32 protein-coding genes are annotated in these 25,318 nt (G+C 62.8%); 25 read left to right on the plus strand and 7 right to left on the minus strand.

The window, feature by feature from the left end:
* The 24 genes from J4G43_RS45850 (at position 1) to J4G43_RS45965 (ending at position 18,327) form a co-directional block, all read left to right on the plus strand.
* The gene (locus J4G43_RS45850) at positions 1-1,587 is read left to right on the plus strand and encodes a phage portal protein (protein ID WP_208088772.1); all 1,587 of its coding nucleotides are present in this window, start codon (positions 1-3) and stop codon (positions 1,585-1,587) included.
* A gap of 9 nt (positions 1,588-1,596) precedes the next feature.
* Complete coding sequence (locus tag J4G43_RS45855) at positions 1,597-2,616, plus strand: head maturation protease, ClpP-related (protein ID WP_208088773.1); 1,020 nt, start codon at positions 1,597-1,599, stop codon at positions 2,614-2,616.
* Positions 2,617-2,641: 25 nt separating this feature from the next.
* Positions 2,642-3,010, plus strand: coding sequence for a head decoration protein (locus tag J4G43_RS45860; RefSeq protein WP_208088774.1), 369 nt, complete (start codon positions 2,642-2,644; stop codon positions 3,008-3,010).
* Between the two features lie 106 nt (positions 3,011-3,116).
* Entirely contained in the window at positions 3,117-4,142 is a 1,026-nt protein-coding gene (locus J4G43_RS45865; protein ID WP_225005534.1) for a major capsid protein, read from the plus strand.
* Positions 4,143-4,166: 24 nt separating this feature from the next.
* A complete protein-coding gene (locus J4G43_RS45870; RefSeq protein WP_028152437.1) occupies positions 4,167-4,511 on the plus strand; it encodes a head-tail joining protein in 345 nt (114 codons plus the stop codon).
* The gene (locus tag J4G43_RS45875) at positions 4,508-5,230 is read left to right on the plus strand and encodes a hypothetical protein (RefSeq protein ID WP_208088775.1); all 723 of its coding nucleotides are present in this window, start codon (positions 4,508-4,510) and stop codon (positions 5,228-5,230) included. Before J4G43_RS45870 ends, J4G43_RS45875 begins: the two co-directional genes overlap by 4 nt.
* Before the next feature lie 162 nt (positions 5,231-5,392).
* Positions 5,393-6,916, plus strand: coding sequence for a phage tail sheath C-terminal domain-containing protein (locus tag J4G43_RS45880; RefSeq protein ID WP_208088776.1), 1,524 nt, complete (start codon positions 5,393-5,395; stop codon positions 6,914-6,916).
* An 81-nt stretch (positions 6,917-6,997) separates the two neighbouring features.
* The gene (locus tag J4G43_RS45885) at positions 6,998-7,360 is read left to right on the plus strand and encodes a phage tail tube protein (RefSeq protein ID WP_208088777.1); all 363 of its coding nucleotides are present in this window, start codon (positions 6,998-7,000) and stop codon (positions 7,358-7,360) included.
* A gap of 29 nt (positions 7,361-7,389) precedes the next feature.
* Positions 7,390-7,707, plus strand: a complete 318-nt coding sequence (locus J4G43_RS45890; RefSeq protein ID WP_196238318.1) for a phage tail assembly protein — start codon at positions 7,390-7,392, stop codon at positions 7,705-7,707.
* Between the two features lie 141 nt (positions 7,708-7,848).
* A complete protein-coding gene (locus tag J4G43_RS45895) occupies positions 7,849-10,290 on the plus strand; it encodes a hypothetical protein (RefSeq protein ID WP_208088778.1) in 2,442 nt (813 codons plus the stop codon).
* Positions 10,290-10,709: a DNA circularization N-terminal domain-containing protein gene (locus J4G43_RS45900; protein WP_208088779.1), complete on the plus strand. Its 420-nt coding sequence runs from the start codon at positions 10,290-10,292 to the stop codon at positions 10,707-10,709. The genes J4G43_RS45895 and J4G43_RS45900 overlap by 1 nt, the downstream gene beginning before the upstream one ends.
* A 63-nt stretch (positions 10,710-10,772) precedes the next feature.
* Complete coding sequence (locus tag J4G43_RS45905) at positions 10,773-11,306, plus strand: hypothetical protein (RefSeq protein WP_208088780.1); 534 nt, start codon at positions 10,773-10,775, stop codon at positions 11,304-11,306.
* A gap of 1 nt (position 11,307) precedes the next feature.
* Positions 11,308-11,811 (plus strand): phage GP46 family protein, encoded by a 504-nt coding sequence (locus J4G43_RS45910; protein WP_049831870.1) that lies wholly within the window; start codon positions 11,308-11,310, stop codon positions 11,809-11,811.
* Positions 11,812-12,127: 316 nt separating this feature from the next.
* Entirely contained in the window at positions 12,128-12,883 is a 756-nt protein-coding gene (locus tag J4G43_RS45915; protein ID WP_249814721.1) for a baseplate J/gp47 family protein, read from the plus strand.
* Positions 12,884-13,321: an endonuclease domain-containing protein gene (locus tag J4G43_RS45920; RefSeq protein ID WP_049831868.1), complete on the plus strand. Its 438-nt coding sequence runs from the start codon at positions 12,884-12,886 to the stop codon at positions 13,319-13,321. It abuts the gene before it with no gap.
* Positions 13,314-14,093 carry a YmfQ family protein gene (locus tag J4G43_RS45925; protein ID WP_208088781.1) on the plus strand — a complete coding sequence of 260 codons (780 nt, stop codon included), beginning with the start codon at positions 13,314-13,316 and terminating at the stop codon, positions 14,091-14,093. The genes J4G43_RS45920 and J4G43_RS45925 overlap by 8 nt, the downstream gene beginning before the upstream one ends.
* 228 nt (positions 14,094-14,321) lie before the next feature.
* Positions 14,322-15,506, plus strand: coding sequence for a hypothetical protein (locus J4G43_RS45930; protein ID WP_208088782.1), 1,185 nt, complete (start codon positions 14,322-14,324; stop codon positions 15,504-15,506).
* Positions 15,507-15,598: 92 nt separating this feature from the next.
* Positions 15,599-15,775 carry a hypothetical protein gene (locus tag J4G43_RS45935; RefSeq protein WP_208088783.1) on the plus strand — a complete coding sequence of 59 codons (177 nt, stop codon included), beginning with the start codon at positions 15,599-15,601 and terminating at the stop codon, positions 15,773-15,775.
* Positions 15,772-16,158: a hypothetical protein gene (locus tag J4G43_RS45940; protein ID WP_028152426.1), complete on the plus strand. Its 387-nt coding sequence runs from the start codon at positions 15,772-15,774 to the stop codon at positions 16,156-16,158. Before J4G43_RS45935 ends, J4G43_RS45940 begins: the two co-directional genes overlap by 4 nt.
* Positions 16,155-17,237, plus strand: a complete 1,083-nt coding sequence (locus tag J4G43_RS45945; protein WP_208088784.1) for a hypothetical protein — start codon at positions 16,155-16,157, stop codon at positions 17,235-17,237. The genes J4G43_RS45940 and J4G43_RS45945 overlap by 4 nt, the downstream gene beginning before the upstream one ends.
* A complete protein-coding gene (locus tag J4G43_RS45950; RefSeq protein ID WP_208088785.1) occupies positions 17,237-17,557 on the plus strand; it encodes a hypothetical protein in 321 nt (106 codons plus the stop codon). The genes J4G43_RS45945 and J4G43_RS45950 overlap by 1 nt, the downstream gene beginning before the upstream one ends.
* The gene (locus J4G43_RS45955) at positions 17,532-17,822 is read left to right on the plus strand and encodes a hypothetical protein (RefSeq protein WP_208088786.1); all 291 of its coding nucleotides are present in this window, start codon (positions 17,532-17,534) and stop codon (positions 17,820-17,822) included. The genes J4G43_RS45950 and J4G43_RS45955 overlap by 26 nt, the downstream gene beginning before the upstream one ends.
* A gap of 2 nt (positions 17,823-17,824) precedes the next feature.
* Positions 17,825-18,151 (plus strand): hypothetical protein, encoded by a 327-nt coding sequence (locus tag J4G43_RS45960; RefSeq protein WP_028152423.1) that lies wholly within the window; start codon positions 17,825-17,827, stop codon positions 18,149-18,151.
* On the plus strand, positions 18,148-18,327 hold the full coding sequence (locus J4G43_RS45965; RefSeq protein ID WP_028152422.1) for a hypothetical protein: 180 nt from the start codon (positions 18,148-18,150) through the stop codon (positions 18,325-18,327). The genes J4G43_RS45960 and J4G43_RS45965 overlap by 4 nt, the downstream gene beginning before the upstream one ends.
* A gap of 447 nt (positions 18,328-18,774) precedes the next feature.
* On the opposite strand, the gene J4G43_RS45970 is transcribed toward J4G43_RS45965, so the two are convergent.
* From J4G43_RS45970 to J4G43_RS45995, 6 genes are all read right to left on the minus strand, one after another.
* Entirely contained in the window at positions 18,775-19,827 is a 1,053-nt protein-coding gene (locus J4G43_RS45970; protein ID WP_208088787.1) for a hypothetical protein, read from the minus strand.
* Positions 19,828-20,267: 440 nt separating this feature from the next.
* Positions 20,268-20,582, minus strand: coding sequence for a hypothetical protein (locus tag J4G43_RS45975; RefSeq protein ID WP_208088788.1), 315 nt, complete (start codon positions 20,580-20,582; stop codon positions 20,268-20,270).
* Positions 20,579-20,920: a hypothetical protein gene (locus J4G43_RS45980; protein ID WP_208088789.1), complete on the minus strand. Its 342-nt coding sequence runs from the start codon at positions 20,918-20,920 to the stop codon at positions 20,579-20,581. The genes J4G43_RS45975 and J4G43_RS45980 overlap by 4 nt, the downstream gene beginning before the upstream one ends.
* The gene (locus J4G43_RS45985) at positions 20,917-21,471 is read right to left on the minus strand and encodes a helix-turn-helix domain-containing protein (RefSeq protein WP_157783718.1); all 555 of its coding nucleotides are present in this window, start codon (positions 21,469-21,471) and stop codon (positions 20,917-20,919) included. The genes J4G43_RS45980 and J4G43_RS45985 overlap by 4 nt, the downstream gene beginning before the upstream one ends.
* On the minus strand, positions 21,446-22,255 hold the full coding sequence (locus J4G43_RS45990) for a hypothetical protein (RefSeq protein ID WP_035679972.1): 810 nt from the start codon (positions 22,253-22,255) through the stop codon (positions 21,446-21,448). The genes J4G43_RS45985 and J4G43_RS45990 overlap by 26 nt, the downstream gene beginning before the upstream one ends.
* A gap of 30 nt (positions 22,256-22,285) precedes the next feature.
* Positions 22,286-22,780 (minus strand): hypothetical protein, encoded by a 495-nt coding sequence (locus tag J4G43_RS45995; protein WP_375338056.1) that lies wholly within the window; start codon positions 22,778-22,780, stop codon positions 22,286-22,288.
* Between the two features lie 362 nt (positions 22,781-23,142).
* Here J4G43_RS45995 and J4G43_RS46000 point away from each other — a divergent pair, with 362 nt between their 5' ends.
* Positions 23,143-23,565 carry a hypothetical protein gene (locus tag J4G43_RS46000; protein WP_035679974.1) on the plus strand — a complete coding sequence of 141 codons (423 nt, stop codon included), beginning with the start codon at positions 23,143-23,145 and terminating at the stop codon, positions 23,563-23,565.
* Positions 23,566-23,867: 302 nt separating this feature from the next.
* On the opposite strand, the gene J4G43_RS46005 is transcribed toward J4G43_RS46000, so the two are convergent.
* Positions 23,868-25,199: a tyrosine-type recombinase/integrase gene (locus J4G43_RS46005; RefSeq protein WP_166352141.1), complete on the minus strand. Its 1,332-nt coding sequence runs from the start codon at positions 25,197-25,199 to the stop codon at positions 23,868-23,870.
* Between the last annotated feature and the right edge of the window lie 119 nt (positions 25,200-25,318).

Here is a 25,318-nt window from a genome sequence, read left to right on the forward strand (position 1 = left end):
ATGCCCGTCCCCGCCGCCGTCGAGAAGCCGCGCTATCGCGTCAAGGCGCCGTCGATCCGCAATCAAGCCGATCCGACGGCGCCCGCGACCATAGGCGGAACGCCGCGCCAGACCGGCTTTGATGCGGCGCGCTATGCCCGGCGGCTTGCGCCGTGGCGCCCGGCGACGGTTACGTCCAACGTCATCATGTCTTGGCAGGGCGACATGCTGCGCGCCCGCGCCCGGGACGTGCTGCGCAACAATCCGCATGCGACCGCCGCGTCCGAGAATTTTGTCGGCAACCTGATCGGCGCCGGGATCAAGCCGTCGTCGCTAATCACCACCGAGGGCCAGCGCGATGCGGTGATGACCGCATGGCTCGACTGGACCGACGAGTGCGACGCCGACGTCCTCGCCGACTTCTACGGCCTGCAATCGATGGCCGCGCGATCCCTGTTCGAGGCGGGCGAGTGCTTCATCCGCTTCCGCGCCCGGCGCGTTGAGGACGGACTTTCGGTGCCGCTGCAAATCCAGATGCTTGAAAGCGAGATGCTGCCCTATTGGGACAACCGCATCGCGCCGAACGGCAACTACGTGATGAACGGCGTCGAGTTCGATTTCATCGGGCGGCGCGTCGCTTACTGGTTCTTCGTCAACCATCCTGGCGACGGGCCGATCGAGATGGGCGGCATCAATACCGATCAGGTAAGAGTGCCCGCCGATCAAGTCCTCCACATCTTTCGAGCAACGCGCCCCGGCCAAGTCCGGGGCGTTCCGTTAGTGACGCCTGCGCTGGTCAAGCTGTATTTCCTCGACCAGTACGACGACGCCGAACTCGATCGCAAAAAGCTCGCGGCCATGTATGCGGGCTTCATCACGTCGCCCGCGCCCGAGGACATCCTCCCCGATGTCGAGCCCTCGGACACCAGCGATCAAGTCGGTATCGCGCCGCTCGAACCGGGCACGATGCAAGCGTTGCTGCCCGGCGAGGACATCAAGTTCTCCGAGCCCGCCGATGTCGGCGGCACCTATGAGGCATTCCAGTATCGCAACCAACTCGCCTGCTTCTCGGCAATGGGCGTGCCCTACATGCTCGGGACCGGCGACACGCGGCGCGCGTCCTACTCGTCGCTGCGCGGCGTCATCGTCGAATATCGGCGCCGGTTGGAGCAGTTGCAGCACAACGTCATGGTTTTCCAGATGTGCCGCCCGGTCTGGCAGCGCTGGATGAATGATGCGGTGCTCGCGGGCACGATCGCGCTGCCCGGCTATGCCGACAATCCGATCGCCTATCAGCGGGTGAAGTGGATCGCACCGCGCTTTGAGTGGGTCGATCGGCTCAAGGACCGCCAGGCTGAGAAGCTCGCGGTCGATAGCGGCTTCAAGTCGCGCAGCGATGTCATCGAGGCCGAAGGCTACGACCCCGAGGAGACCGACGAGCGGATCGCGGCCGACAAGGAGCGCGAGAAGAAGCTCGCGCTCGACTTCCCGATCCATGGCGCCTCGGCGACGCAGCCGACCGATCCGAACGACGAACCCGACGCGCCGGATGCGCAAGAGGTCGCCGACGAGGCCGATCTGGCCGACGACAATCAGGCCGCAGCATAGGAGACGACCATGCGCCGATGGTTCTCGATGAAGAAGACCGACGATACGACCGGCGAGATCATGATCTATGACGAGATCCGCCGCTCCTATTGGGGTGAGGACACGATCTCGGCCAAGGATTTCGACACCGAGTTGAAGGCGCTCGGCGACATCACCCAGCTCGATCTGCGCATCAACTCGCCCGGCGGCGACGTGTTCGATGGCGTCACCATCCACAACACCATTCGGCATCATCCTGCGAACGTCACGGCCTATGTCGATGGTATCGCAGCCTCGGCGGCGTCCTACATCGCCATGGCTGCCGACAAGATCGTCATGCCCGCGAACTCGTTCCTGCTCGTGCACGGCGCCAGCGGCTTCTCGTTCGGCAACGCCGACGACATGCGCGCGATGGCCGACGATCTCGATCGGATCGATCAATCACTGACTGCGACCTATGCGAACCGGAGCGGCAAGCCGGTCGAGGAAGTGACCGCGCTGATGAAAGAGGACCGCCTGATGTCGGCGGAGGAGGCGAAGGAATTCGGTCTCGCCGACGAGGTCAGCGCGGAGGTCAAGATGGCGGCCAACTTCTCGCTGCGGCTCCTGCCTCCCGCCGTAGCGGTCAAGTTCAAGGCGACCATCAAGACAACCGCCGAGCAGGAGCCGCCTCCCGCACCGGCAGCTGAGGAACCGGGTCCGAAGCCGGAGACGGCGGCGGACCCGGGTCCTGTCAATCGCGGTGGCAGCGCCGAGGTCATCAACCTCGATGCGGCGCGCAAGGAGGGCAGCGAGAGCACGATCGCCTACGTCAACGAGGTGAATACGCTATGCGCGCTCGCGGGCCTTCCCGCCCTGGCGCGCGATTTCATCAGGGCGAGCGAGACCATCGAGAACGTGCGCGCCAAGCTGATCGATGCGCGGGCCGCCGCCGACGAAAAGCTCCAAACCCAACACCATCGCGCGATGCCGACACAGGCGTCGCGCGAAAAGAATACTGCTGCGTGGTCGCGGGTCGCGGAGCAGTTGAACGCGCGCATCCGCAAGTAACCCAGCCGCTACAGGAGAACCACCCATGCCCACGTTCAATGAAGGTCGGCATCCCGCCGAGTTTTTGCTGTCCGAGGCGAACGGCCAGCGCTCGCGCGGCAACATCACCATCGGTCAGAACCAAACCATCGTGCCCGGCTCGGTGCTCGGCCAGATCACCGCGAGCGGTCAGTACATCGCGCATGATCCCGCCGCCGCCGACGGCTCGCAAACCGCTGCGGCGGTTGCGCTCTACGGTGCAGTGACCGGCGCGGGCGCGACGGCGGCGATCTCCGCGATCGTGCGCGAGGCGGAATTGAACGGCAAAACGCTCACGACGAAAACCGGCCTGACCGCTCCGCAGCTCGCGCAGATCAGCACCGATCTCGCAGGCAAGCAGATCATCGTCCGCTAGCGGCGAACCCTCCCAACGCATCCCAGCAATCTATCCGACCTCAACAACCACGGCGGCGTGCTGTCGGGGGTGCGGGTGGCTTTTGTCTTTTTGAAAGGACACGGCAATGCCCATGCTCGACATCTTCAACAGCGATGCATTCAGCGTCACGTCGCTGACCGATGCGATCAACAAACTCAAGTTCGTTCCCGGCTATCTTGGCTCGCGAGGCTTGTTCGCCGAGAGCGGCGTGGTCACCACCTCCATCGCGATCGAGCAGAAGAACAACGTGCTCGTGCTTGTCCCGCCGACGCCGCGCGGCGGCCCCGGCGTGACGTTGGACAAGGGCAAGCGCTCGCTACTCTCGATCAACGTCCCGCATTTCGAGATCAACGATGCGGTCTTCGCCGAGGAGGTGCAGAACATCCGCCCGTTCGGCCAGGAGAGCGGCGAAGAGAGCGTGATGAACCTGCTCGGTCAGCGCATGCAGGCCGATGGGCAGTCGCAGGAGGCGACTATCGAGTACTCGCGGATCGGCGCCGTCAAGGGTATCGTCACCTATGCCGACGGAAGCACGCTCAACCTGTTCAATGTGTTCGGCGTGGCGCAGCCTGCGGAGATCGGTTTCGATCTGTCGAACGCGGCCCCGGTGCCGGGCGTGCTGCGGAAGCTCTGCCAGCAGACCATCCGGCAGATCGCGGTCGCTCTCGATGGCACGCCCTTCACTGGCGTCGAAGCGCTCTGCGGCGATCAGTTCTTCGACAACCTGATCGCGCATCCCGAGGTGCGCGCGTCCTACCTCAACTGGAATGCGGCGCAGGAATTGCGCCAGAGCTACGTGTCGGGCGGCGACACCTATGGCTCGTTCCCTTGGGGCGGCATCCTCTGGACCAACTATCGCGGGCAAGTCGGCACGCAGGCGTTCATCGATCCGACCAAGGCGAACATCTTCCCGACCGGTGTGCCGGGACTGTTCCGCACCTACTTCGCGCCAGCCGACTACATGGACACGGTCAACACCCTCGGCCAGCCGCGCTACGTGCGGCAGTACCCGATGCAGAACCAGAAGGGCGTCCATCTCGACGTGCAGACGAACAATCTGAACATCTGCACACGGCCCACGGCCCTGTTCCAAGGTCGCATGGGCGCCTAACCACAGACGGGGCGAGCCATGGGAATGGACTTTTCCACGCTCGTCCTTCTGCCGGGCATGACCACGTTCGCGATCTCGGTGACGGTGCGCCCCGAGGTCTCGCAGCCCGGCGCTGCCGACTATGCAGCGCGCGGCGTCTTCTCGTCGGCGCCGACCGACGTGCAGATGCAGGACGGCACGGTGTTCTCCGATCAGCAGACGACCCTCGGCATCCGCATGGTCGAGTGGGCGGTGCTGCCCGTCAACGGCGATCGGATCACCATCAACGAAGGCGTTGCCGCTGGCACCACCTTTTGGGTCGCCGATAGCAGCGGCGACGGCCAGGGCGGAATGACACTCACGCTCCGCAAGACGGACCCGCCCGAATGAGCACCTACGCGATCGAGATCGCCGACAAGGTGCTCGAATTGCTCCAAGCCCCGACCGCTGACGCGCCGACGCCGTTCTTCAAATCCTATTGGCGCACGCCGATGCGGCAAGTCGCGGCCTCCGATCTCCCGTTGCTCGGCGTCTACATCCTGCGCGAGACGCGCGGGCCCGACGGCGACGAGAACGCGGGCGAAATCCGTTTCATCCATCGGCTGCATCTCGGCATCGCTGGCGCGATCTCGAACGCCGATCCCGGCGAGCAGTTGCGGATTTTGGAAGAACGGATGGCCGACATCGACGATCGGCTGCTCACCAATCCTGACTTCGTTCGCATGATCGAGGGCGTGATCGCGATGGATCGGCGGTCGCAATACGCGCAAGTCGCCGAGACGCCAGTCGCCGAAATCCAGATCGAGATGGTCGTCACCTTCCGCACCTATTGGGAGCCGGTGGTGCCCGACGACTTCAAGACCATGCACGTCGAGACCCGGTATCCGAACGCGAATGTCGATCCGGCCGAGGTGCAGCAGATCACGCAGGAATACGACATCCCGCAAAACGCGAAAGGCACGCACGATGGTCCGGAAAATCCGCGTCAAGGCCGTGGGCGATCTGAAATTGAAGCACCCGAGCGCCGGGATGATCCGGCCCGAAGGGTCGATGTGGCCCGCCGATCAATTCACGCTCCGCCGCCTGCGCGAGGGCGTCATCATCGCTGACAAGACCGAGCCCGCCAAGCCGAAGCCCGAGGCGAAGAAGCCCGCGACCACTCCGGGCAGTTAGCCGCCTCGCTCCACCCGACATCGCTGATCCGAGCCGCGTCCGACCGCGCAAGGTCGGCGATGGGCGTCGCCATGCCGTAACCCGAAGGAGAAATCCCGATGCCCATCTCGTTCAATGACATCCCGGCCAACTGGAGAATGCCGCTCTATTGGGTCGAGGTCGATCCGTCGAAGGCAGGTTCGCTGACCCAGCGTCAACCGGCGCTGCTGGTCGGGTACATGCTCCCGGCCGGTGTCGCGACCGTCGATGTGCCGGTGCCGATCGGCTCTATCGCCGAGGCGCAGCAAGGCGCCGGGCTTGGCTCGATGCTCGATGCCATGGCGCAAGTCTTCTTCAAGAACAGCGCCTCGCAGGAAGTGTGGATGCTGCCGATCGCCGAACCGACGACGGGCGTCGCGGCAACGGGCAAGATCAGCGTGACGGGTGCGCCGACGCAGGCGGGCACGATCTATGTCTACGTCGCGGGGCGCCGCGTGCCGGTACATATGGACGCCGAAGATACGATGGCGATCGTGGCGCAATCGATCAACGATGCCATCGGCGCCGATATCTCGATGCCGGTGACCGCTGCCACTGTCGCCGCCGATGTCACACTGACCGCCAGACACAAGGGCATCGAGGGCAACGACATCACCATCGCGATCAACTACGGCGGCTCGCTCGCAGGCGAGACCATGCCCGCCGGGCTCGTCATCGACATCGGCACCGGTCAACTCGCGGGCGGCACCGGGGTGCCCGATCTGACCGCCGCGATCTCGGCGCTGGGCGACGAAATCTACGACTATGTCGCGTTCCCGTTCACCGACAGCACGTCGCTCGATGCGATCGACATGGAATACGGGTTCTCGGACAATGGCCGCTGGGGCTGGATGCGCGAACTCTATGGTCACGTTTTCGGCGCGCGGCGCGGCACCTATGCCGATCTGCTGCAATGGGGCCCGAACAATAATTCGGGGGTGATCTCGGTGATGAGCATGGAGCCCACCATGCCGTCGCCGCCATGGGATGTCGCGAGCGCCTATGCGGCGAAGGCGGGCCGCGCCCTGATCAATGACCCGGCGCGCCCGCTGCAAACGCTGGAATTGACCGGCATCCTTTCGCCGCCGAAGCATCAGCGCTTCCTGCTCGCGGAATGCAACGCGCTCGCGGGCGTCGGGCTCGCGACGCAGGGCGTCGGCGCCAACAATGTCCCGGCGATCCGCCGAGAGACCACGACATATCAGAAGAACCTCTATGATCAGCCCGACGACGCCTATGAACTGGTGACGACGCTCGCCACGCTCTCGGCGCTGCTGCGGCGGCAGAAACAGGCGATCACCAGCAAGTATCCGCGCCACAAGCTGGCCGATGACGGCACGCGGTTCGGCCCGGGTCAGGCGATCGTCACGCCGAAGATCGTCAAGGCCGAACTGGTCGCGCAGTATCGCCAGGACGAATTCGAGGGGCTCGTCGAGAACGCGAAAGCCTTCAAGGACAATCTGATCGTCGAGCGCGACACGACCAACCCGAACCGGCTCAACGTCCTGTACCCACCCGATCTGATCAACCAGCTCCGCATCTTTGCGGTGCTGGCGCAATTCCGGCTGCAATACGACCGGGGCTACGACGCATCGGTCCTTTAGGCCCGCGTCGCTCGATCCGCTGTGCCCGCCCGCGCGTGAAGCGCGCGGCGGGCTTTTTCATTCCTAACAGGGAGCAAGGCAATGGGCGTCGCAATCGCAGGCACCGCCTATCTCAAGGTGGACGGCAATCAATACCCGCTCAAGGGCTCGTTCGTGGTCAGCCCGAGCGCGGTCGAACGCGCTGGCATCGCGGGGCAAGACTACGTGCACGGCTACTCGGAATTGCCGCGCGTCCCATACATCGAGGGCGACATCTCCTCGCGGCCCGAGATTTCGCTGGAAGACATGGAGTTGATCACCGACGCGACGGTCACCGCCGAGCTGATCAACGGCAAGGTCTACGTCCTGCGAAATGCGTGGTGCAAATCCGCACTCGAATTGAACACGTACGACGGCCAGTTCCGCGCCCGGTTCGAGGGCCAAGCCTGTGACGAGATCAGCTAATGGCCGACGCCAAACCGAAACTCGAGGCCGTGGCCGACGAGGCGCCGCCGCAGCAGATCAAGCCGCTCACCTTCAAGCTCCGCAAGCCGGTGGAGGCCCACGGCGAGAAGATCAGCGAGATCACATTCCGCGAGCCAACCGGCGCCGACATCGAGGCGGCGGGCTTGCCGGTCAACATCGATTTCGCATTTGACCCGCCGCGCATCGAATTCGACGCCCGCAAGATGTCAGCGATGATGTCGGTGCTGGCGGCGGTGCCGCCATCCACCATCCGCGCGCTCGCGCCGAAGGATTGGTCAACTTGCGCGTGGGGCCTCGCAAGTTTTTTCATACCGGACCTCGTGTAGTCCTCGACTGCTATCGCCTCGCGAAGTTCTACGCGCAGGACCCGGATGTCTTTCTCGCCAAGCCGGTCTCGGCGATCCAGCAGCACATGCACTGGACCGATCGGCTGCTTGAGGTGGTGACGCCGCCCGGGGATTGATCGCATGGCCGACGACGAACTCAGGATGCGGGCCAAACTGATCGACGAGGTCTCCGGGCCTCTCGGTCAGATCGCGAAGAACCTCGGGCTGATCGGCAAGAACGTCGATACCCGGCACGCGCACTCGCAGTTGTCGGCGATCCAGAACGCCGCCGCTGGCGTCGGCAAGGAGATCAAGACCGTCACCGTGCCCGCCCTGGCGGCGCTCGGTTTCACGACCGGCGGCGTCGTGCTCTCGCTGATGGGCGTCTCGCGCGCGCTGCGCGACTTCTCCAACCAGATGGCGCAGATGCGCTTCGGCGCTCGCGAGTTGGGGCTGACGGTCCAGCAGTTGGAGGCGTTCAAGTCCGCCGCCGATAAGGTGGCGATGTCGCCCGGCGTGATCGAGCAAGCGCTCAAGTCGGCGAACCAGCACATCTATGAGTTCCGCAACAACTTCGGATCGCTGCGCGACGAGTTGCGGAATTTGGGCGCCGGGTCGGTGGTCGATGCGGTCAAGCGAGCGCGGACCGATCTCGACGCTTACCGGGCATTGTTCAAGGGCATGGAGGAAATCCAGCGCCTGCATGGCCCGGCGGCGGCGCGGTACTATGCCGAGCAGGTTTTCGGCAGCGCCGAGGCCGCGCGGCTCGCGTGGGAGAAGTTCAACGACGAACTCAAGGCGACGCCCGAGTACACGAAAAAGCAACTCGACGACATCGAGGCGTTCCGCAAGGCCACGCTCGATCTGAGCACGTCGCTCGATCACTTGAAGGGCTCGCTGCTGGCCGCGATGGCGCCCGGCGCCACCAAGGCGGTCGAGAACCTGCAAAAGCTGATCGATAGCAATCCCGAGGGGATCAAGGCGCTCGCCAAGGGGATGGAAGACCTCGGCGACGCACTGGCGAACATCGACCCGAAACTGATCGATGACATCGCGGGCGGCATTGGCAAGTTCATGAGCGCGATGGGTGAAACCCTGTCGCAGGACGCCAAGGACCTCAAGGCGATCATTGATGGCCTGCAATGGATTTGGAACCATCTGCCCGGCGCTGGTCCGCCCGCCGTCACGCCGCCGCAGGCCAAGGAAAATCTGGCGAAGCCGTTCGACAAGTTCTTCGGTCGCGACCCGCAGACCGAGGAGCAGAAGAAGACCACCGACGAGCTAAAGAAGCTCAACGAGAACCTGCAAAAGATGCTGCCCGGCGGCGGCTGGTCTCCGGTGAATTTCGAGGGCGGCGGCGGGTTCGGCGGAGCAGTGATCCCCGCAGCTTATCGTCCTGGCGGCGGTGGTCAGTTCGGCGGCGGTGGCGGCGGCGGCTTCCGCAGCGGTGGGGGATATAAGCTCCTCGATCAGGATGGCAGCGGCACCGGCACGGTCCCGCGCTCATTCCCCAACCCGCTCGGCGGCGGCACGCCCAGCAATCCGCTCGGCGGCTCTAGCGGCTCCAACCCGCTGACCGGCCCGCAATCGGATGCGATCGGCGGGCGCCGCCCGATGGAGAGCGGCGGCGGTGTCGCGGGGATCACGGCGCCTGCGGGCACGCCGATCCAGCGCGGCGGCATGGCCACGGTGACGACAGCGGCCGGGCGCAAGTTTCAGGTCGATGCGCGGTTCGCTCAGAATTTTCGGGGCTTCATCAACGACTACGAGAAAGCCGGTGGCGTCATCGGCCCGGAGAGCGGCACGCTCGGCGAGCGCCCGCACAATGCGAGCGGCCATCCGATCGGCGCCGCGATCGACATCAACCAAGTCGGCTACGGCATTCGCGGGCGCGGCGGCAGGACGCTCGACTACGACACCGAGGACGCCCTGGCCGCGAAGTGGGGCCTCGTCTCGGGGCACAAATGGCACCGGAAGGATACCGGACATTTCGGCGTCGAGAGCGTGAAGGCGGCGCGCGAGGCGCTCGTGCGCAACGGCGTCGCGCCCGAGACCGCCGAGAAGCTCGCGCCAGCGGTCGCGGCCGAGGGCAAGACCGTCAAGGGATCGTGGTTCGGAAGTTCGCCACGATGGAGCGATCCGTCCGAACCGGCGGGCCGCAAGACGGCGTCCGGTCAATCGAACACCGTCCCCGGGATCGCGCTGCCGACGCGCGAGGGCCTCGGCAAGATGTACGAGGTGACGACGCCCGACGGCCGCAAGTTCACGCTGCCGCAAACCGATATCGGCCCGGCGGCACGCACCGGGCGCGGCATCGACATCACGTCGGCTGCGGCGACGCAGATGGGATACACGGCGAAGAATTTCCCGACCGACGCGAAGTTCACTTACCGGCGGATCGACGAGAACCTCGCGGGCAAGACCGAGCCAAAGGGCAGCGTCAACATCAAGCTTTGGACGCAGGGATCGGGCGTCAAATACGACGCCGCAGCGGACGGCTTTTTCCAGCAGACCAGCGTGCAGCGCTACAAGCAGATGGACCGCGCGGCCATCGATAGCGGTGGCAAGAGCGGCGACAACTGATGCAAATCCGAGACATCCACAATCCGTGGCGCGATCGGTATCAGACCGCATCGTTCCGCGGTGCCTTCTTCCATGTCGAGAGTGATGCGCGCGCGTCCGGGCGCCGCGTGGTGCTGCACGAGTATCCGAAGCGGGACGATCCCTATGCCGAGGACATGGGCCGGGCGGCGCGCCGGTTTCAGGTGCAAGGCTATCTGATCGGGCCGAACTACTTGCAGCAGAAGGACGCGCTGATCTCCGCGCTAGAGGCCGACGGCCCGGGCACGCTGCGCCTGCCGATGCCCTACATGGGCGAAGACCTCGACGTGATGGCGGGGCCCTACACGGTCACCGAGACCCGCGAGAAAGGCGGCATGTGCGCCGTCGAAGCATCGGCGAATAGCCCCGGTAATAGTCGCCAGCCAGCACGTCGGCTATGACGCGAAGAACCACGGCGTTCGCATCATCGGCGTCGGCCCCGATCTGCGCATAGGAGGAATTTGATGCAGCGGTTCAATCCTGCCGAAGCAATGATGCGGACCTATCACACGCTCGCGCGGATCACGTTCCTGCTGTCCCTCGACAGCAAGGACGAAAAGGGCAACGACGTGGAGCGCATGGCGTCGCTGCGCCATGTCGAGAAGCAAAAGCAGCCGCGCCCGAAGTCTCATGCGCAGGTCAATCAGCAGCGGGCGCGCGATCGTTTGCCGCCATTGACGCTGGAGCAGTTCGACGCGCAGCAGGCGCAAGAGGCCGAGAACTTCAAGCACGAGGGCGAGAGCGTCAACACCGAAATTCGCTGCACGAAAGGCCGCATCGAGTTTCGCGTCGGCGGCGATGTCGTCGGCTACTACGACAAGCAGAACAAGCGCTGGTCGTTCACGGGCGAGATGCGGCTGGGCTCCGACGATGCCAGCCATCCGGTCTACGGCGTCAACGGCGGCAAGGGCATGACGACCGAAAGCAGTGGCTCCGGTGCGGTGCTGGTCAATGCGCCGAAGCCGGGACCGCCGACCTCCGAAGACGTGAACCCGTAGCATGCCCGACATTGCCTACGTCCAGCGGATCGACTTCCCGCGCGAGGTAGTCGAGATGGACTGGCTCATGTCGCCCGCGAACCTGATCGAGGAAGACGCGGGCCTCGCGTCGGCCGCGATCGTCGCGCTCGCGTCGGATCGGCTCGCGAACAAGAGCGACGTTCTGCCCGGGCTCGATGATGACGACCGGCGCGGCTGGTGGGGCGATCTCGATGCTGCCGAGATTTGGGGCGGATGGCCGGTCGGCTCGCGGCTCTGGCTGCTGCGGCGCGCCAAGATCACGTCATCGCTCGCCGCCGATGGAGGCACCGTCGCCAGGGCGGAAGCCTACGCGCGCGAAGCGATGCGCCCGTTCATCGACAACAAGATCGCGTCGCAAGTGACGGTTATCGCCGAGCGCACGGCCATGAACCGCATCGACGTTCTGATCCGGCTCTATCGCGGCCCCGAGCCCGCGATCGAGCTTCGCTATGCCGAGTTGTGGGACGATATCAAGGTCGCATAGATGCCGTGGACAACGCCGACGCTCAGAGACGTGCGCCGCCTGACGCGCGACTACGTCGCGTCGCAGCTTGGCGCGCAAAGCCTGATCCCGAACTCCGTGCTGCGGATCATGAGCGACGCCAAGGCGGGCCTCGCCCATCTGGTGCTGCTCTATATCGATTGGCTGTCCAAGCAATTGCTGCCAGACACCGCCGAGACCGAATGGCTCGATCGGCACGGCCAGATTTGGCTGACCAACGCCGACGGCTCGAAAGGGCCGCAAGGCGGCGTCCTATGCGCAGGGCACCGTCACGCTGACCGGCACGCAAGGCATCATCGTGCCGACCGCAACCGGGCTCACGAGCGCGGCGGGCATCGCCTACGAGACCACCGAGGAAATCACGATCGGGACCGGCCCGACGCCCGTTGGCGCCATGGCGCTGACCGCTGGCGCGGTCGGCAACATCGACGAGGGCGAGACCGTCTCGGTCGCGGACGCGATCCTGGGCGTCGATGGCATCGCCACGGTCGTCTCGATGACCGGCGGCGTTGACGAGGAAACCGACGATCAGTTGCGCGCCCGCATCCTGTTCCGCATCCAGCGCCCGCCGATGGGCGGCGATGCGGACGATTATGTCCTATGGGCGCTCGCTGTCCCTGGCGTGACCAGAGCATGGTGCGCGGCCGAGATGGGCCCCGGCACCGTCACCGTGCGGTTCATGATGGACGATCTGCGCGCCGACAATCGCGGCCTCCCGACGCCCGATGATGTCCTCGTGGTGCGCAACTATCTCGACACAAAGCGGCCCGTCGCAGTCAAGGATATGTTCGTCGAGGCCCCGGTCCCGCTGTACTACGACCTGACCATTTCCGCGCTCGATGACGATGACGAGGCGACCCGCGCCGCGATCGAGGCGTCGATCGAGGACATGGAGATGCGCCGGTCGAAGCCCGGGCAGACCATGTATCGGTCGTGGGTCGATGAGGCGATCAGCACCGCCGTCGGCGAGGATCATCACGAGCTAGACTTCGTCACCACGCCGATGCCGGAGCCCGGCTACATGCCGTTCGTCGGGACCATCCTGTACTCTTAGATGGCGAGCAAAGAATATCACAGGGTCTGGCGCGAGAAGAACCGGGGAAAGACGCGGGCCGCCGACAAGAAAAGCTATGCCAAACATGCAGAAAAGCGCCGCGCGAAATCGGCGAACTGGCGATCCGATAACCCGGAGAAGTTGACAGAATATCTAAAGCGTCAAGCGACAAGAGCGAAGCAGCGCGCGGCGATGCGGCGCTATGAAGCCAAGCGACTTGGCTATGCTGAATGCACCGAATATCCGCCGCCGCCATCCGACAATAAGTGCGCGATCTGCCATCTCGAGGCGGGGCGGCTATGCCTCGACCACGATCATGAGACCGGAAAGTTTCGTGGGTATCTCTGCCACAACTGCAATATGGGGTTAGGGAAGTTGGGCGATTGCATCGGGACAATCCGGCGCGTTCTGGCCTATCTGGAAAAGGCCGATGCCTGACCGCCATGTGACCCGCAGCGGCGACGACTACGCCGAAGCGCTCTCGCAATTGCTGCCGCAAGGGCAAGCGTGGCCCCGGGACGAAGGCAGCACCTTGATGAAAGTGGTGCGCGGCCTCTCGCAGATTTGGGGCGTGGTCGAGGCGAGCGCGTCGAAGCTTCTGGAAGTCGAGAGCGATCCGCGCATCACCCTCGATCTGCTGCCCGATTGGGAGCGCAATTGGGGCCTGCCTGATCCCTGCTACAAAGAACTGCTCACCATCGGCGACCGGCAAAAGGCGCTGGTGCAGCGGATGACGATCGAGGGCGCGCAATCGCGCGAGTTCTTCATTTCGGTCGCGTCGTACATCGGCTATACGATCACGATCCACGAATATCGCCCGTTCATGGTCGGCGTCGATCGATGCGGCGACAATCGCGTGTACGGCGACGGCAGCTTGCCGATGTACAGCGAGACATTCGTTCTCGGCGAAATCCCGGTCGATAATCCGCGCGGCGTGCCGGTCGCACTCGGCGAATTGTCCGAGTGGCCGAACTTCGGGCTCGGGCCCGATGCCAACCGCCACTATTGGACCGTGCACGTCGATCAAGCGCGCTTGACGTGGTTTCGCTGCGGTGGCGGCGGCGGGCAAACCGGCGTCGATCCGCATTTGCGCATCGGTCTCGCGACCGATCTCGAATGCCTGCTCAATCGCTGGAAGCCAGCGCATACGCAAATCATCTTCGACTACTCCGGGCTGACGAACGGCGGCTCGATGGCGGGCACTCCGTAGCGCCTGCGCTCACCGAAATTTCGATCTGGTTGATCGGCGTCCGCCAGGGCGCCGCGAGAGGGACCGTGCGCGATGAAATATCATCAGCCCTATGGCATCACCGACCCGAACGGCTCGTATGTCAACGGCGATCCGTCTGTCGGTCGAGCGGGTAGCATCCCGCCTGCTGAGAGCATCGAATATCCGCAACGCGAGATCGTGTACCTGATCTCCGACGCTGGGCTCGCCGTGCCCGACGACGGCGACTTGCACCAGCTTGCGAAAGCGGTCCAGAGCCAATTGCTGATCTCGGACGACGATGCGGGCACATCGAACGCCTATCAGGTGACGATGACGCCCGCGCCGACCGCCTACTTCAAATACATGACGGTGGTTTGCAAGATCGGCAACACCAACACGGGCGCGTCGGTCCTCAACGTAAACGCGATGGGACCGAAGCCGATCCGGCATCCCGCCGACAACAGCGAGCTGTCGGCGGGCGAGCTGAAGCAGGGTGCCATCGCGTGCTTCATCTATGACGGCGTCTACTTCCATCTGGTCTGGTCGTCTGGCGGCGCGGCGAGTGTGAGCGGCGGCACCATCTACCTGACGAAGCCGGTGGACTTCTACGTTGACGCCAACATCGGCAACGACACCTACGACGGTCTCTCGGCGGCGTTCACCACCGGTATCCATGGGCCGTTCAGGACGTTGCAGAAGGCGTCGAACACCATCAACCCGTACAATCTGAATGGCTTCGATGTGCGCGTGCATGTCGCCGATGGCAACTACGGTGCGTTCAGACTGCCGTCGCCAAGCGGCACGGGTACGGTGTCGTGGTTGGGGAACAATCCAAGTCCCGCGAACTGTCTGGTCTATACCGACAACTACACGGCGGTGTCTGGCTCGCAGATCGGCAACCAGATCATGCAGGGCTTCAAGCTGAAGTCGTCGGGCGTGTGGACGGTCAACAACGATCCGCTGTGCTGCCTCTATCTGTCTGGCAATATGTCAACGCTGTCGTTCGGCAACATGGAGTTTGGCGGCTCGCCGGGCGCAATGGTGTCGGTCGGTCGTTCGGCGGCGCTCTACTTCGGCGCTCCCGCGCAATACATCGTCTCGGGGAGTTCGCCGGGCAATCCAGAATGGATTGGCGCTTTCGTTTACGCCTTCCAAGGCGGGCAGATCGGCAACAACACGCTCAACCCGCCGACGATCACGGTCACCGCCGCAATTAGCTTGCAGCAGGGCTGGATCGTGTCTTGGGGCAGCTCGATGGCGCAGCAGTATGCGACCTTCGCTAATCCCGGCAACGTCACCGGCAGGAAGTTCTACTCATCGCTGAACGGTGTCATCAGCTCATCGGGCAGCGGCATCAACTACTATCCCGGCAGTGTCGCCGGACTGACGGACACAGGAGGTCAATATGCCTAACGAAGTAAGCACTCCGGTCGATTTGCCGCCGTTCGATTTTCAGCTTCGTGGCCCGGTCTACAATCCGCTCGATTGGTATTGGGTCATGGATGATGGCCGCATCTACAGCAGCGCGCTGCGAAGCCATGATTTCTGCCGACGATCAACAGTATCTGATCTGGAGGGAAGGCCGCGCTCCAACCAACTGGCCGCGCGACGCTGACGGCAAGCAGACCGTCGAGGCGCTGCGGGAGGTCGTGGCTGCATTCGTGAAACAGGTGCCGGAATGACCGTCGTCAACATCACCGTCGATAATGACGCGGACTTCTACCGCGTGTTCAAGTATCAGACCATCAGCGGTCAGCCCATCGACATGACGGGATGCTCGATGTGGATGATGCTGCGTCGTCACGCGAAGGACGAAGCGGCGGTGATGCGCTTGTCAACAGACACTGGCGAGATTGTGCTGGTCGATGCCGTCAATGGGCTGTTCTCGGTGCGCATCGCGCAAGCCGATCTGGAGCGGCTGGGGCTTGGCGACTTCGATCAGTCGATGATAGCCAGCATCCAGAACTACAAGCGCAGCATCTGGAGCGGCCTGTTCACCAACAATCCCGGCCCATCACGCGGCACGTTCGTCGCGCCTCCTCCAAGCAACGGTGCAACGCGATGAGCGTGAAAGTCGAGGTCATTACCGCGACCGACACCGCCTTCGCCGATGGGCAGACGCCGATCGTCGTGCTGGCTGACGATGATGTTGAAACCATTTCGGTTGGCGAGGTCGGTCCTCCCGGTCCTCCCGGCCAGCCCGGCCCTCCCGGCATCCCCGGAAAGACCATCCTCTATGCCGCGCGCGATCCAACACCTGCGGACGGCAACAACGGCGACAGTTGGATCAACACGGCGACGAATTTTATGTTCGGGCCGAAGTTTGAACATTCATGGCCTGCTGGCATTTCGCTGGTTGGCCCGCAGGGCATCCCCGGCAATACCGTCCTGTACGGCGCGGCTGATCCGGTCGCTGCGACCGGCGTGGACGGCAACTTCTACATCAACACGACGACGCATTTCATATTCGGGCCGAAGGCGGCTGGCGCGTGGCCCGCAGGCACGTCGATGATCGGGCCGCAGGGTCCGCAAGGCATCCAAGGCATCCAAGGCCCTCCGGGTGCGGTGCCGGAAGCTCCGTCCGATGGCAAAATCTACGGCAGGCAAAACGCTGCGTGGGCCGATACAGGCGGCATCGGCTTCCCTTCCGGCACAACGATGGTGTTCTATCAAGCCGCAGCACCGACAGGCTGGACGAAGCTCACAACTCAAAACGACAAGGCGCTGCGTGTCGTCTCTGGCAACGGCGGCGTCGCGGGCGGTACCAATCCGTTCTCGACCGTGATGGCGCAGACGGCGGTCGGCAATCACACGCTGACGCTGGCAGAGACACCCGCTGGCATCACCTCAAATGGATCGGCCAACATGACGGTCTATCCCGGCGGCAGCAGCAACTTCAATATGGCCGTCCTCAGCGGCAACACTTGGTATCAACTGGGCATCTTGTCGTCTGCGACCGCTACTGTACCGCCCGGCTACAATATTGCCTACACGCCAGCAACCACCGCGCCTACCGGCCTCAACTATTCGCAGGGCAGCAATAGCGTCCCCTCGACCAGCACGAACACGGGCGGCGGCGCGCACAATCACCCGATCACGATGGCGATCCAGTACATCGATGTCATTCTCGCAAGTAAAAACTGATGATCAAAATTCCGCACGCCGACGAAGGCGGCATCTGCCCGCTGCATCGAGAAGACATGAGCAAGGTCTGCCACAGGTGTCCGTGGTGGACGCTGGTGCGCGGCAAGAACCCGCAGAGCGAGGAGATGATTGACGACTGGCGTTGCGCGGTCGCATTGCTGCCGATGCTGCTGGTCGAGAACGCGCAGATGCAGCGACAGACCGGCGCGGCGATCGAGACGTTCCGCAACGACGTGGTGTCCGGCGTGGTACAGGCCGTGAGCCATGCCGCCGACAACGCAGGGAGATTGATCGATGCGCGCAACAATCGTCGTCAGTGACAACATCGTCGTCGTGGACGGCGAGCCGATGAAGAGCGACCTTTCGGAGCTGGCGGCGCAGCAGGTCAGCGCCGTTCAATGGTACGACACCGAAGGCGAGGTCGAGTACGCACGCCACGTCAAGCCGAACGAGGCGATCACCGACTTCGCACCATTCCAAATCTATATCGACAACGCCGATCCGCTGGCGCCGCCGGAGCCGACCATCGTCCCGGCACTCGACGGCTTCAATCCAAAGACCATCGCCACCATTCTCGGAGTTTGACCATGTCCGCACTCGATCTGATTTCAACCGCATCCGATGAGACGTTCGCCGGTCGCGTCATGATGCTGATGTTCAAGGTTGGCCAGATGGTCGCCAGTGAAGCGCCAGATGCGCCAAACCATGCGGAGCGCGTTGCCTATGCGCAGCGCGTGATGCGCGGGCAGGAGCAGCCGCAGCTCGTGGCCGCACACGTCATCTCAAGCAACCCGACGATTGCGCAGACCATCGAAAGCGATCCGGCGGCGCTGGGCGCGAATGCGCCGGATGCCGACATCGAGTTCGCGTTGTCCTCGATCTGGACGGCGCGGTCGCTGGCGTTTGCGGAATGAGAAAGGTCGCCGCCGATATCATCGAGGCGCTCCGGTCTCAACCGATGGCGCTCGCCGTCGTCGTGATCAATCTGCTGTTTCTGACCGGCTTCGCGTTCATGCTGCGCGAGATCGTGCAAGCCGTCGCAAGGAAGGACGCACTGCTCGCCGAGATCGCGAGCCATTGCATGAGATAACCGCGCGCGCGATAGACCGAACCTCCCGGCCTCAGCCCCGCTTCGGCCGGGCTTTTTGCCTATTTCGTTATTTGTTCACTCCTCGACCGACTCCACACTAATGGTTAGTTAGAAACCGGCGGCGTCTTGTCCGCGCCCCACCGATGCGAGATGCGCTTGCGGATGGAATCGGCTACAAAAGGTTGATTGGCAGTCGAGCGCAACCTTGGGGAGATCTCCCTTGTCCCGCCAGCTCCGAGCAACGAAATTCCGCGCACTCTCATTAAGCGATCCATTCTTTGACAGCCTGAAGGCCGGATAGCCTAAACCACGACTCGATCTCGGGATAGTCGCGAGAGAGCGGCAGAAGAAATGCTATGGCCGCACTTTCGGTTGCACTCAACGCTAGCGCATTCGTGGTTAGTGAGCACCAGGGCTGATGGGCCTGTCGAGCCGCCAACGCCGTGTTCATTTTCGATTTTCCTTGTCGGAGACGACGTTGTTGATTGGGGATCCAAGCCATGAGTCTATTCGAGAAGCAGCGAGATTACCGAATACACCAAACACGAATGCTAGCAGCAAGTAAGTTAGCACAATTTTGAGGCTGGAACGACGAATTCGAAGCTTTACAAAGGCAGAAAAGTCTCCAACTGGATTCGTATGATTCCGCCAATGATAGACCATCATGCTAATTGGTAGTTTATCACCAATGTACTTTTCCCAAATTTGTCGTTCGAGTACTCGATTCTTGTGAGTCGCAATACTTGTTCCGGTGAGTTCGGCCGCAACGGGTATAGCCGTTAGAAAGGCAATTCGAGTGAGAGGTACGGGGTGCTCGGGGACCGGCGTTCTCATGAGACTCTCGATTCGGTGAGGCAACGTTCTTGCTTCATTCAGTCGAAAGTCAACACACTCGATCTCATCGAAACCGCTCTGAAAGAATCTGTCATGCGGAGATGTGACTTCCACAAAGGGACTTGGCTGCTTCTCAGGCAAAAATGCTCTGAGGCGGATATACGCAGGGCACCTTTCGGGGAGTTGGTGGCAGATTTCATCGATTGCTTGCCGGGTGACGGTAATCAGGGCGCCCCCGCCTTGGGGCTTTAGAGATATCTGACTTGCGTCGATCCTGTTGTCTTGTGTGGGAAAAAGATAAACACGGCAGAAGGGTTCACCGTCCTTCAATAGCTCAACGCGAGCAGGACCAGGCGGTCCCGCCGAGTTGCACGTCAGTGCTTCGTTAAAGATTCCTTGCGCGATCTCGACGCTTTTGAAGTGGGGACCGCAATCTAGGAGGTCTCTATCGCTGAGCTCAAAGGGCAAAAAAATTCGAATGCTCTCGATTTTCTGCGGATTCGCAACGAGTGCGCCGACCTCAGCAAAGTCGCGAGAAGGGGTCGCAGAGCGGAAGAAGCCTCCTCTCTGAGCAACACGCCAGTAATTGAAGTGAATCTCCGCAGATGCGCCATCCTGCCCGGTTCGGTGAGTACACCAAGCCGCCATGCTACCTAGAGCCGCCATCGGTAATGTCGCCCTAAATGTCCCGAATCGCTGCTATTCGAGATCGTATCAGCTTTTTCTGCAACGGAAACTCCTATCGACCTCAACGGTGACTTGGTTCACGCGTGAAAACCGGTAAAAACTGATCGCTTGGTGCCCGCAGGACAGCTTCGCGGAGTACGCACCGGAGTTCAACCTCCCAGAATCAATGGGGAAGTGGTCCGGTTTGCGTTGCATGAGCGGCCCACTCTGCCCCGCGAAGGACCACGCTGAGTCGGGCGCCGCCGTTGCAGGCGCGGCATACGGCTGGCCAGCAGCCAACCGATTTGTTTGTCGGATCACTCCTCAGGAAGGCGGCATGCGTCGTGCCCGCCACCTCCGGGCTTTGCCTGGCGAGGATCGGCCTGCTCTGATCGACCAGCGCATCGCGCTCGCGCAAAGACGCTTGGAAATCGCAATCCTCAGTCATCGGGCGTCCTCCCATGGCGGGCGAGCAATTCGGCGCGCCGCTGGATTCCCGGTCCCAGTTCGTTTTGGAAATTGCTGCTCAAGGTCGACGAGATTGCGAGCATGTCGGCAATCTGCTTGTGCGCAAGCGCAAGTTCGCCGACCAGTTCTTCGATCACCGCGCGCTGCACGCCGATGATGTCGGTGGCCTTGCGCGTCGCAATCTGCTGGCGGCGGAGCATCGCCTCGTTTGGATTTTTGCCAAAGGCGTATTGGTCGATGATCCGCGCCGCATCGGCAATGTGCCGCTCGTGGTCGTCCTCCGTCATTTTCTCGCTTCCGCTTCTTCGGATCGCGCCGATCGGGCCACGTGCCGCACGAGCGCGACGGTGAGCCGATCGAAGCGTTCGAGCAGATCGGCGGCCTGCTGGCGGACCCGGCTTGCTTCCAGCGCGGTCTCGACGGTCGCCAGGCCGCCATGGATTTGCCAGCGCTGGCCCCTCCGCAGATCGCCAACGAGTGCCGCGACCGCATCCGAAGGGGGCATGTCGAGCATAGCATTCCGCTCGCGCAACATGCCCGCGATCTCGATCCGCTCTCGCTCGGTCGGGTGCCAAACGAGGGAAAGATCGCCAATCCGTTTCGGCAGGTCCGCCTGATCGATCATGCTGCTTTGCAGAGTTCGCCGAGCGCGCGGGCAATATCGATCACGAGCCGCCGCACCCTCTCCTCGTCGATTGTCATCATGGCCTCGATGATGGCGACGCCCTCGCGTGTCGCCATGAACTCACCGAACTCGCTCTCGTGGCCACGCCCCTTTTCCAGTTCCCCGATGAAATAACCGGTGTTGGTGTCGAGCGCCTCGGCGAGTTGCACCAGCCGCGCGGCGCCGACCCGATTGACCCCTTTCTCGTACTTCTGGATTTGCTGGAAGCTGACGCCGAGCACCTGACCAAGCTCCTGCTGGCTGATCTTCAGTTCCATCCGGCGCGTGCGAAGACGCTGACCGATCCGCACATCGCGCTCGTCGGCAGAACGCTTGTTGGTGGTGCCGATCTTCCGATACGTCGTTGCCTTACGTCCCATGATTTCACTTTCTCCTTCATTTTTTTGCGTGGCCGTTGGCCTTCCGCTTCTTTTTGGCGCCGCGGTTCTGTTTGCGAGCCAGCCGGCCTTGCGCTCGCGTTCGACATCAGCCGAAAACTGCGCGAGCGGCACGAGCGGGGCGGATCGACCCAGCCGCACGAACTGCGGCCTTCGCGGTCTTCCCGTTCTTCCCTGCTGGCGGCTTCGCGGCCTCGGCCGCCTCCCTCGCCATCTTCTGCGCGGTCTTCCAGTGAACCTTCTTCTTCGCTGCCTTGCCGTCCTTCGGCGGCTTCAGCTTGACCTGTCCCCGGAATATCTCGATCTCGTCGTGGTTCTTCAGATACTGAAGCTTCAGCTTGATCTGCTCTGCTGTGAGCCCGGTGTCTCGCGGCAGCGTGTCGATGGTCACCCATCGGTCGCGCGAGAGGTATTCGACCAATTTGACGCTGCGCGACGAGGTCGGTTTCGGAGCGGCTTCCACGGGCTTCGGCACATAGGCCGCGACGGTGTCGCGAACGCCGGTCACGATCTTGATGAGGCGCACCACCAGTTCGCTGAGATCAGCCATCTCGCTGCGCATCGCGGCGACTTGGTCCGGTATGGGCAGCACGTCGGGCTGCGGCAACGACATTGCCTTTTGGACCAGCAACTGCGCCGGCTTCTTCGGCTTCTCCTGCGACATCTTCGGCGAGACGTTGTCGGCACGGAGCAGCCTGCGCACGTCGGCGCGGGTATTCATGCGTGAGCGCCAGTCGCTGGTGGACTTGGCGACGACGATCTTGCGAACCTCCTTCTCGGGAACGACCTGCCACGCGATCTCGATATGGCCGCCATTGGTGTCGCGGAGATGCGCCTTGATCCCGTGCGCCTTCAGCTCGTTAACCGCTATCTCGGTCAGCTCATTGGAGTAGGCCATGGTTGTTAGCTCCTTCTTCCTTCTCTATGGCTAGACGATCGCCGCCGCGCGACCGCCGAGCGCCGCATCGATCTCTGCGAATGAATGCGTGGCGCCGGTCCTGGCGCCGCTGATCTCGTGCCATTCGCCTTTGTCGTCGAAGGGCGGCGCGAACACGGTCAGGGCGTCGCAGGCGTTGAAGCGAATGAGCGCGGCGATGCCGTCCTCGGCGCGGCGATAGAGCCAACGGCGCTGGGCCGGGTCGCGGTGCGCGTCCGGGTATTTGGGATCAACCCAAATCTGGACGACTTGGATGTTCTGCTTGGAGCCGTCACCATTCGTGATGGTGATGAAATCCGGCATCAGGTCGATGACGTAGTGCGAGCGATCGGGCCGGGAGAGTTCGGCGGCGTCGTCGTTGATCAGCCAGCGGCAGTTCCAGAGGCCGCATTCGGGCGGCATCTGGTGCGTGTGATAGACAATGCAGCCCTTGTGGAATTTCTGGAAGCGGCACGCGACGCCAGCGCCTTTCCTCAAGGGCGGCACCGGCAATAGCTTACAGCACAGCTGACAGTCTCCACACCTTCGCATGGCCCGTCAAACTCCCACACACGCTTCTTTTGTTCGCGCGGTTTGCCCGCTGCGATGGCGACGCGAGCCGTTGTGCCCGCGTCTCCTTACATCATCATTGGAATACCAAATACGGCGAGAGTTAGCCCGATACCCGCGAACATCATTGCTCCGAGATCCTGACGACCTCGGAGCGAATGAGCGCAAGAGTGCATTCGCCTCGCGCGAGATGACCAAGTTGGTCAGGGAAAAAGAAGCATTATCAATCGAGTCAAATCACAAGAAACGTCGCGCGCACTCCATCTCGATCTATTCCAGGGCGCGTAGTAGTGAGGTTCATGGCACGAGATACAAAACAAGATGTGATCAAACGGCAACGGCAGCAGGCGATTGTCGCCGATATGGTTCTCACGATTGTCGCGGCGATGCAGCGCGTTTATCGCCGCAAGCATGTTGGGGCGAGCTGGGAAGAACTGCTCGTGTCGATGGTGGTGAGGCGGAACGATGAGGCGGGAAAGCCGCCATTATCGATTGCCGACATCGAGAAAATTCTGAGAGTTCCTCGTTCCAATGTTCAGCGTGCCGTCCGCGCACTGATCCGCGAGGGCGTCACCAGCAGGGTCGGTCGCGACTATCGCGCCAATCCCGACTTCTTCGCGGCCCGAGTTGACGCCGCATACATGACGAAAGTCCGCGAGGCGATCATCACCGCTGCCCGAGAGTTGGAAACCCTCGACGCAGCGCGCCCCGCGATTTTCTGATAACCGCCATGCATTTTGACGGTGACCAAAGCGGTCATCCGACGTATTGAGGTTGTGGCGGGAATTCACACACGCGCCGACCTGATCGTGGTCAGGCGGCCACCCGCCTACTTGCCCGCCCTCGCACCATCCGCGGGGGCGGGTCTTTCATGAATTCCTCCACACCTTCTTCTTACACCACAATGGGCTTGGCCGACGGGTTGCGGCAGCTCGACGTGGCGCTCCGATCCATGCAATCTCCTGATCCGCGACGAATAGGGCCGCGCGAAGCGGCCCTATTTTTATGCAGTTTGTGCCAGCGGTCAGGCGGCCACCCGCAGTTTCGGGGCGCCGGTTGCGCGCAACGTATCGACCATATCCGCCCAAAACTGCATTAGCTCGATGCGCTCGGGCAAGCGATCGTCGCGATCGTAGATCGCCCGGGTCGATGCATCGAGGCGGTCCTGCTGCATCTCGACCAGTGCTTGCTCGAACCGGCGGCGCCCATTGATACGCTCGCGATTGAGCATGGTCGAGGCGCTCGATCGGACGCCGTGGGCGCAATGCTTGCCCTTGTACCCGAGCAAGTGCAGCGCGTCGTTGAGACTGCCCTCGGCGATCATGCCACTGCTGGCCGCCTTCTTCGCGGTCGCCTTGCGATCGGCGCCGGGGAATAGGTAGCGGCTCGATCCGGTGATCGTGCGCAATTCCCGCAAGAGCGCGACCGCCTGGCGGGAGAGCGGCACCAAGAAATCGTTCCGGTTGCCTTTCTTGGCGCGCTCGGTCCGCATCTTGAGCTTCGCGAACGGCACGATCCAGAAGCTGTGGTCCTTGCCGAAATGGAAGTGATCCCACTCCGCCGTCTCGATAGTGCCCGGGCGCACGAAGGTGAGCGCCAGCAACTGCAAGGCGTAGCGGATCAACTTCCGGCGCCGCGCTGACATCGAGGGAATGATGGTCCCGAAATCATCGATCTGGCGAATGAGGTCGCCGAAGTCATCGGGCTGGATGATCGCGGGCCGGTTCTTCGTCTGGTGCGGCGCGAAGCCGTCGCCCAGCTTGATCTCGGCAAATGGCGATTGCCGATCCTGCGGAAAGTGGTTGTGGACCCGGGCGAAGGAGATGACGTTGCGGGCGGTCGAGAGAAGGCGCCGCCGGGTTTCGTGATTGAAATGGTTGAGCAGCGGCAGGATGTGGCTCAATGCGACCTGATTGGTATTGACCGCGCCAAAGCCCGGGATGCTGTCGGCGCCTTCCTTGAGATAACGGACCATCAATTCGTCGCGCAGGTAGGTTTTCTTTGCGCTGCCCTCGCGGGTCTTGAGCCATCCGTCGGCGTCAGCGCCGAAAGGGCTTTCGGCAGCCTTCCTCTCGGCCTCGGCCCGGCGCTCCTGATCGCGATGGTCCTTCGGATCAATGCCGCGCTTGACCAGACGGGCGGCGTTGTCGCGTGCGGTCATCGCATCGGAGAGCGAGACCTCCGGGTAAGCGCCGATCGCGAGCGTCTTCCGCGTGCCGACCTTGTAGTCGTAGCGCCAGAGCTTCGATCCATTGGCCTTGATCAGCAGATAGAGATTACCGCCGACCGTGCGGCGATAATCCTCGGCGGCGGGTTTGAGATTGCGGACCTGTACGTCGGTGGTGATGGTTTTCATGATGCTTCCCGGTTTGGCTTTCGATTGCCAGCGCGGGTGCCGATACTGTAATCGGTACTGTAAAGGGCCCCGGCTAGCGGCTTATGGCGGCGAACGGCCGTTGACGGGAACGTATCGAG

Origin of the sequence: Bradyrhizobium barranii subsp. barranii, from assembly GCF_017565645.3 — a bacterium.
In the GTDB taxonomy this organism is placed as follows: Bacteria; Pseudomonadota; Alphaproteobacteria; order Rhizobiales; family Xanthobacteraceae; genus Bradyrhizobium; species Bradyrhizobium barranii.

Excerpts from the sequence above, each read along its gene's own strand:
- J4G43_RS45965 (WP_028152422.1), top strand. The coding sequence starts at position 18,148 with ATGAGAAAGGTCGCCGCCGATATCATCGAGGCGCTCCGGTCTCAACCG.
- J4G43_RS45860 (WP_208088774.1), top strand. The coding sequence starts at position 2,642 with ATGCCCACGTTCAATGAAGGTCGGCATCCCGCCGAGTTTTTGCTGTCC.
- J4G43_RS45855 (WP_208088773.1), top strand. The coding sequence starts at position 1,597 with ATGCGCCGATGGTTCTCGATGAAGAAGACCGACGATACGACCGGCGAG.
- J4G43_RS45960 (WP_028152423.1), top strand. The coding sequence starts at position 17,825 with ATGTCCGCACTCGATCTGATTTCAACCGCATCCGATGAGACGTTCGCC.
- J4G43_RS46000 (WP_035679974.1), top strand. The coding sequence starts at position 23,143 with ATGGCACGAGATACAAAACAAGATGTGATCAAACGGCAACGGCAGCAG.
- J4G43_RS45910 (WP_049831870.1), top strand. The coding sequence starts at position 11,308 with ATGCCCGACATTGCCTACGTCCAGCGGATCGACTTCCCGCGCGAGGTA.
- J4G43_RS45920 (WP_049831868.1), top strand. The coding sequence starts at position 12,884 with ATGGCGAGCAAAGAATATCACAGGGTCTGGCGCGAGAAGAACCGGGGA.
- J4G43_RS45885 (WP_208088777.1), top strand. The coding sequence starts at position 6,998 with ATGGGCGTCGCAATCGCAGGCACCGCCTATCTCAAGGTGGACGGCAAT.
- J4G43_RS45850 (WP_208088772.1), top strand. The coding sequence starts at position 1 with ATGCCCGTCCCCGCCGCCGTCGAGAAGCCGCGCTATCGCGTCAAGGCG.
- J4G43_RS45880 (WP_208088776.1), top strand. The coding sequence starts at position 5,393 with ATGCCCATCTCGTTCAATGACATCCCGGCCAACTGGAGAATGCCGCTC.
- J4G43_RS45950 (WP_208088785.1), top strand. The coding sequence starts at position 17,237 with ATGATCAAAATTCCGCACGCCGACGAAGGCGGCATCTGCCCGCTGCAT.
- J4G43_RS45940 (WP_028152426.1), top strand. The coding sequence starts at position 15,772 with ATGACCGTCGTCAACATCACCGTCGATAATGACGCGGACTTCTACCGC.
- J4G43_RS45925 (WP_208088781.1), top strand. The coding sequence starts at position 13,314 with ATGCCTGACCGCCATGTGACCCGCAGCGGCGACGACTACGCCGAAGCG.
- J4G43_RS45900 (WP_208088779.1), top strand. The coding sequence starts at position 10,290 with ATGCAAATCCGAGACATCCACAATCCGTGGCGCGATCGGTATCAGACC.
- J4G43_RS45955 (WP_208088786.1), top strand. The coding sequence starts at position 17,532 with ATGCGCGCAACAATCGTCGTCAGTGACAACATCGTCGTCGTGGACGGC.
- J4G43_RS45980 (WP_208088789.1), bottom strand. The coding sequence starts at position 20,920 with ATGATCGATCAGGCGGACCTGCCGAAACGGATTGGCGATCTTTCCCTC.
- J4G43_RS45975 (WP_208088788.1), bottom strand. The coding sequence starts at position 20,582 with ATGACGGAGGACGACCACGAGCGGCACATTGCCGATGCGGCGCGGATC.
- J4G43_RS45905 (WP_208088780.1), top strand. The coding sequence starts at position 10,773 with ATGCAGCGGTTCAATCCTGCCGAAGCAATGATGCGGACCTATCACACG.
- J4G43_RS45895 (WP_208088778.1), top strand. The coding sequence starts at position 7,849 with ATGGCCGACGACGAACTCAGGATGCGGGCCAAACTGATCGACGAGGTC.
- J4G43_RS45945 (WP_208088784.1), top strand. The coding sequence starts at position 16,155 with ATGAGCGTGAAAGTCGAGGTCATTACCGCGACCGACACCGCCTTCGCC.
- J4G43_RS45990 (WP_035679972.1), bottom strand. The coding sequence starts at position 22,255 with ATGGCCTACTCCAATGAGCTGACCGAGATAGCGGTTAACGAGCTGAAG.
- J4G43_RS45870 (WP_028152437.1), top strand. The coding sequence starts at position 4,167 with ATGGACTTTTCCACGCTCGTCCTTCTGCCGGGCATGACCACGTTCGCG.
- J4G43_RS45970 (WP_208088787.1), bottom strand. The coding sequence starts at position 19,827 with ATGGCGGCTCTAGGTAGCATGGCGGCTTGGTGTACTCACCGAACCGGG.
- J4G43_RS46005 (WP_166352141.1), bottom strand. The coding sequence starts at position 25,199 with ATGAAAACCATCACCACCGACGTACAGGTCCGCAATCTCAAACCCGCC.
- J4G43_RS45935 (WP_208088783.1), top strand. The coding sequence starts at position 15,599 with ATGGCCGCATCTACAGCAGCGCGCTGCGAAGCCATGATTTCTGCCGAC.
- J4G43_RS45875 (WP_208088775.1), top strand. The coding sequence starts at position 4,508 with ATGAGCACCTACGCGATCGAGATCGCCGACAAGGTGCTCGAATTGCTC.
- J4G43_RS45865 (WP_225005534.1), top strand. The coding sequence starts at position 3,117 with ATGCCCATGCTCGACATCTTCAACAGCGATGCATTCAGCGTCACGTCG.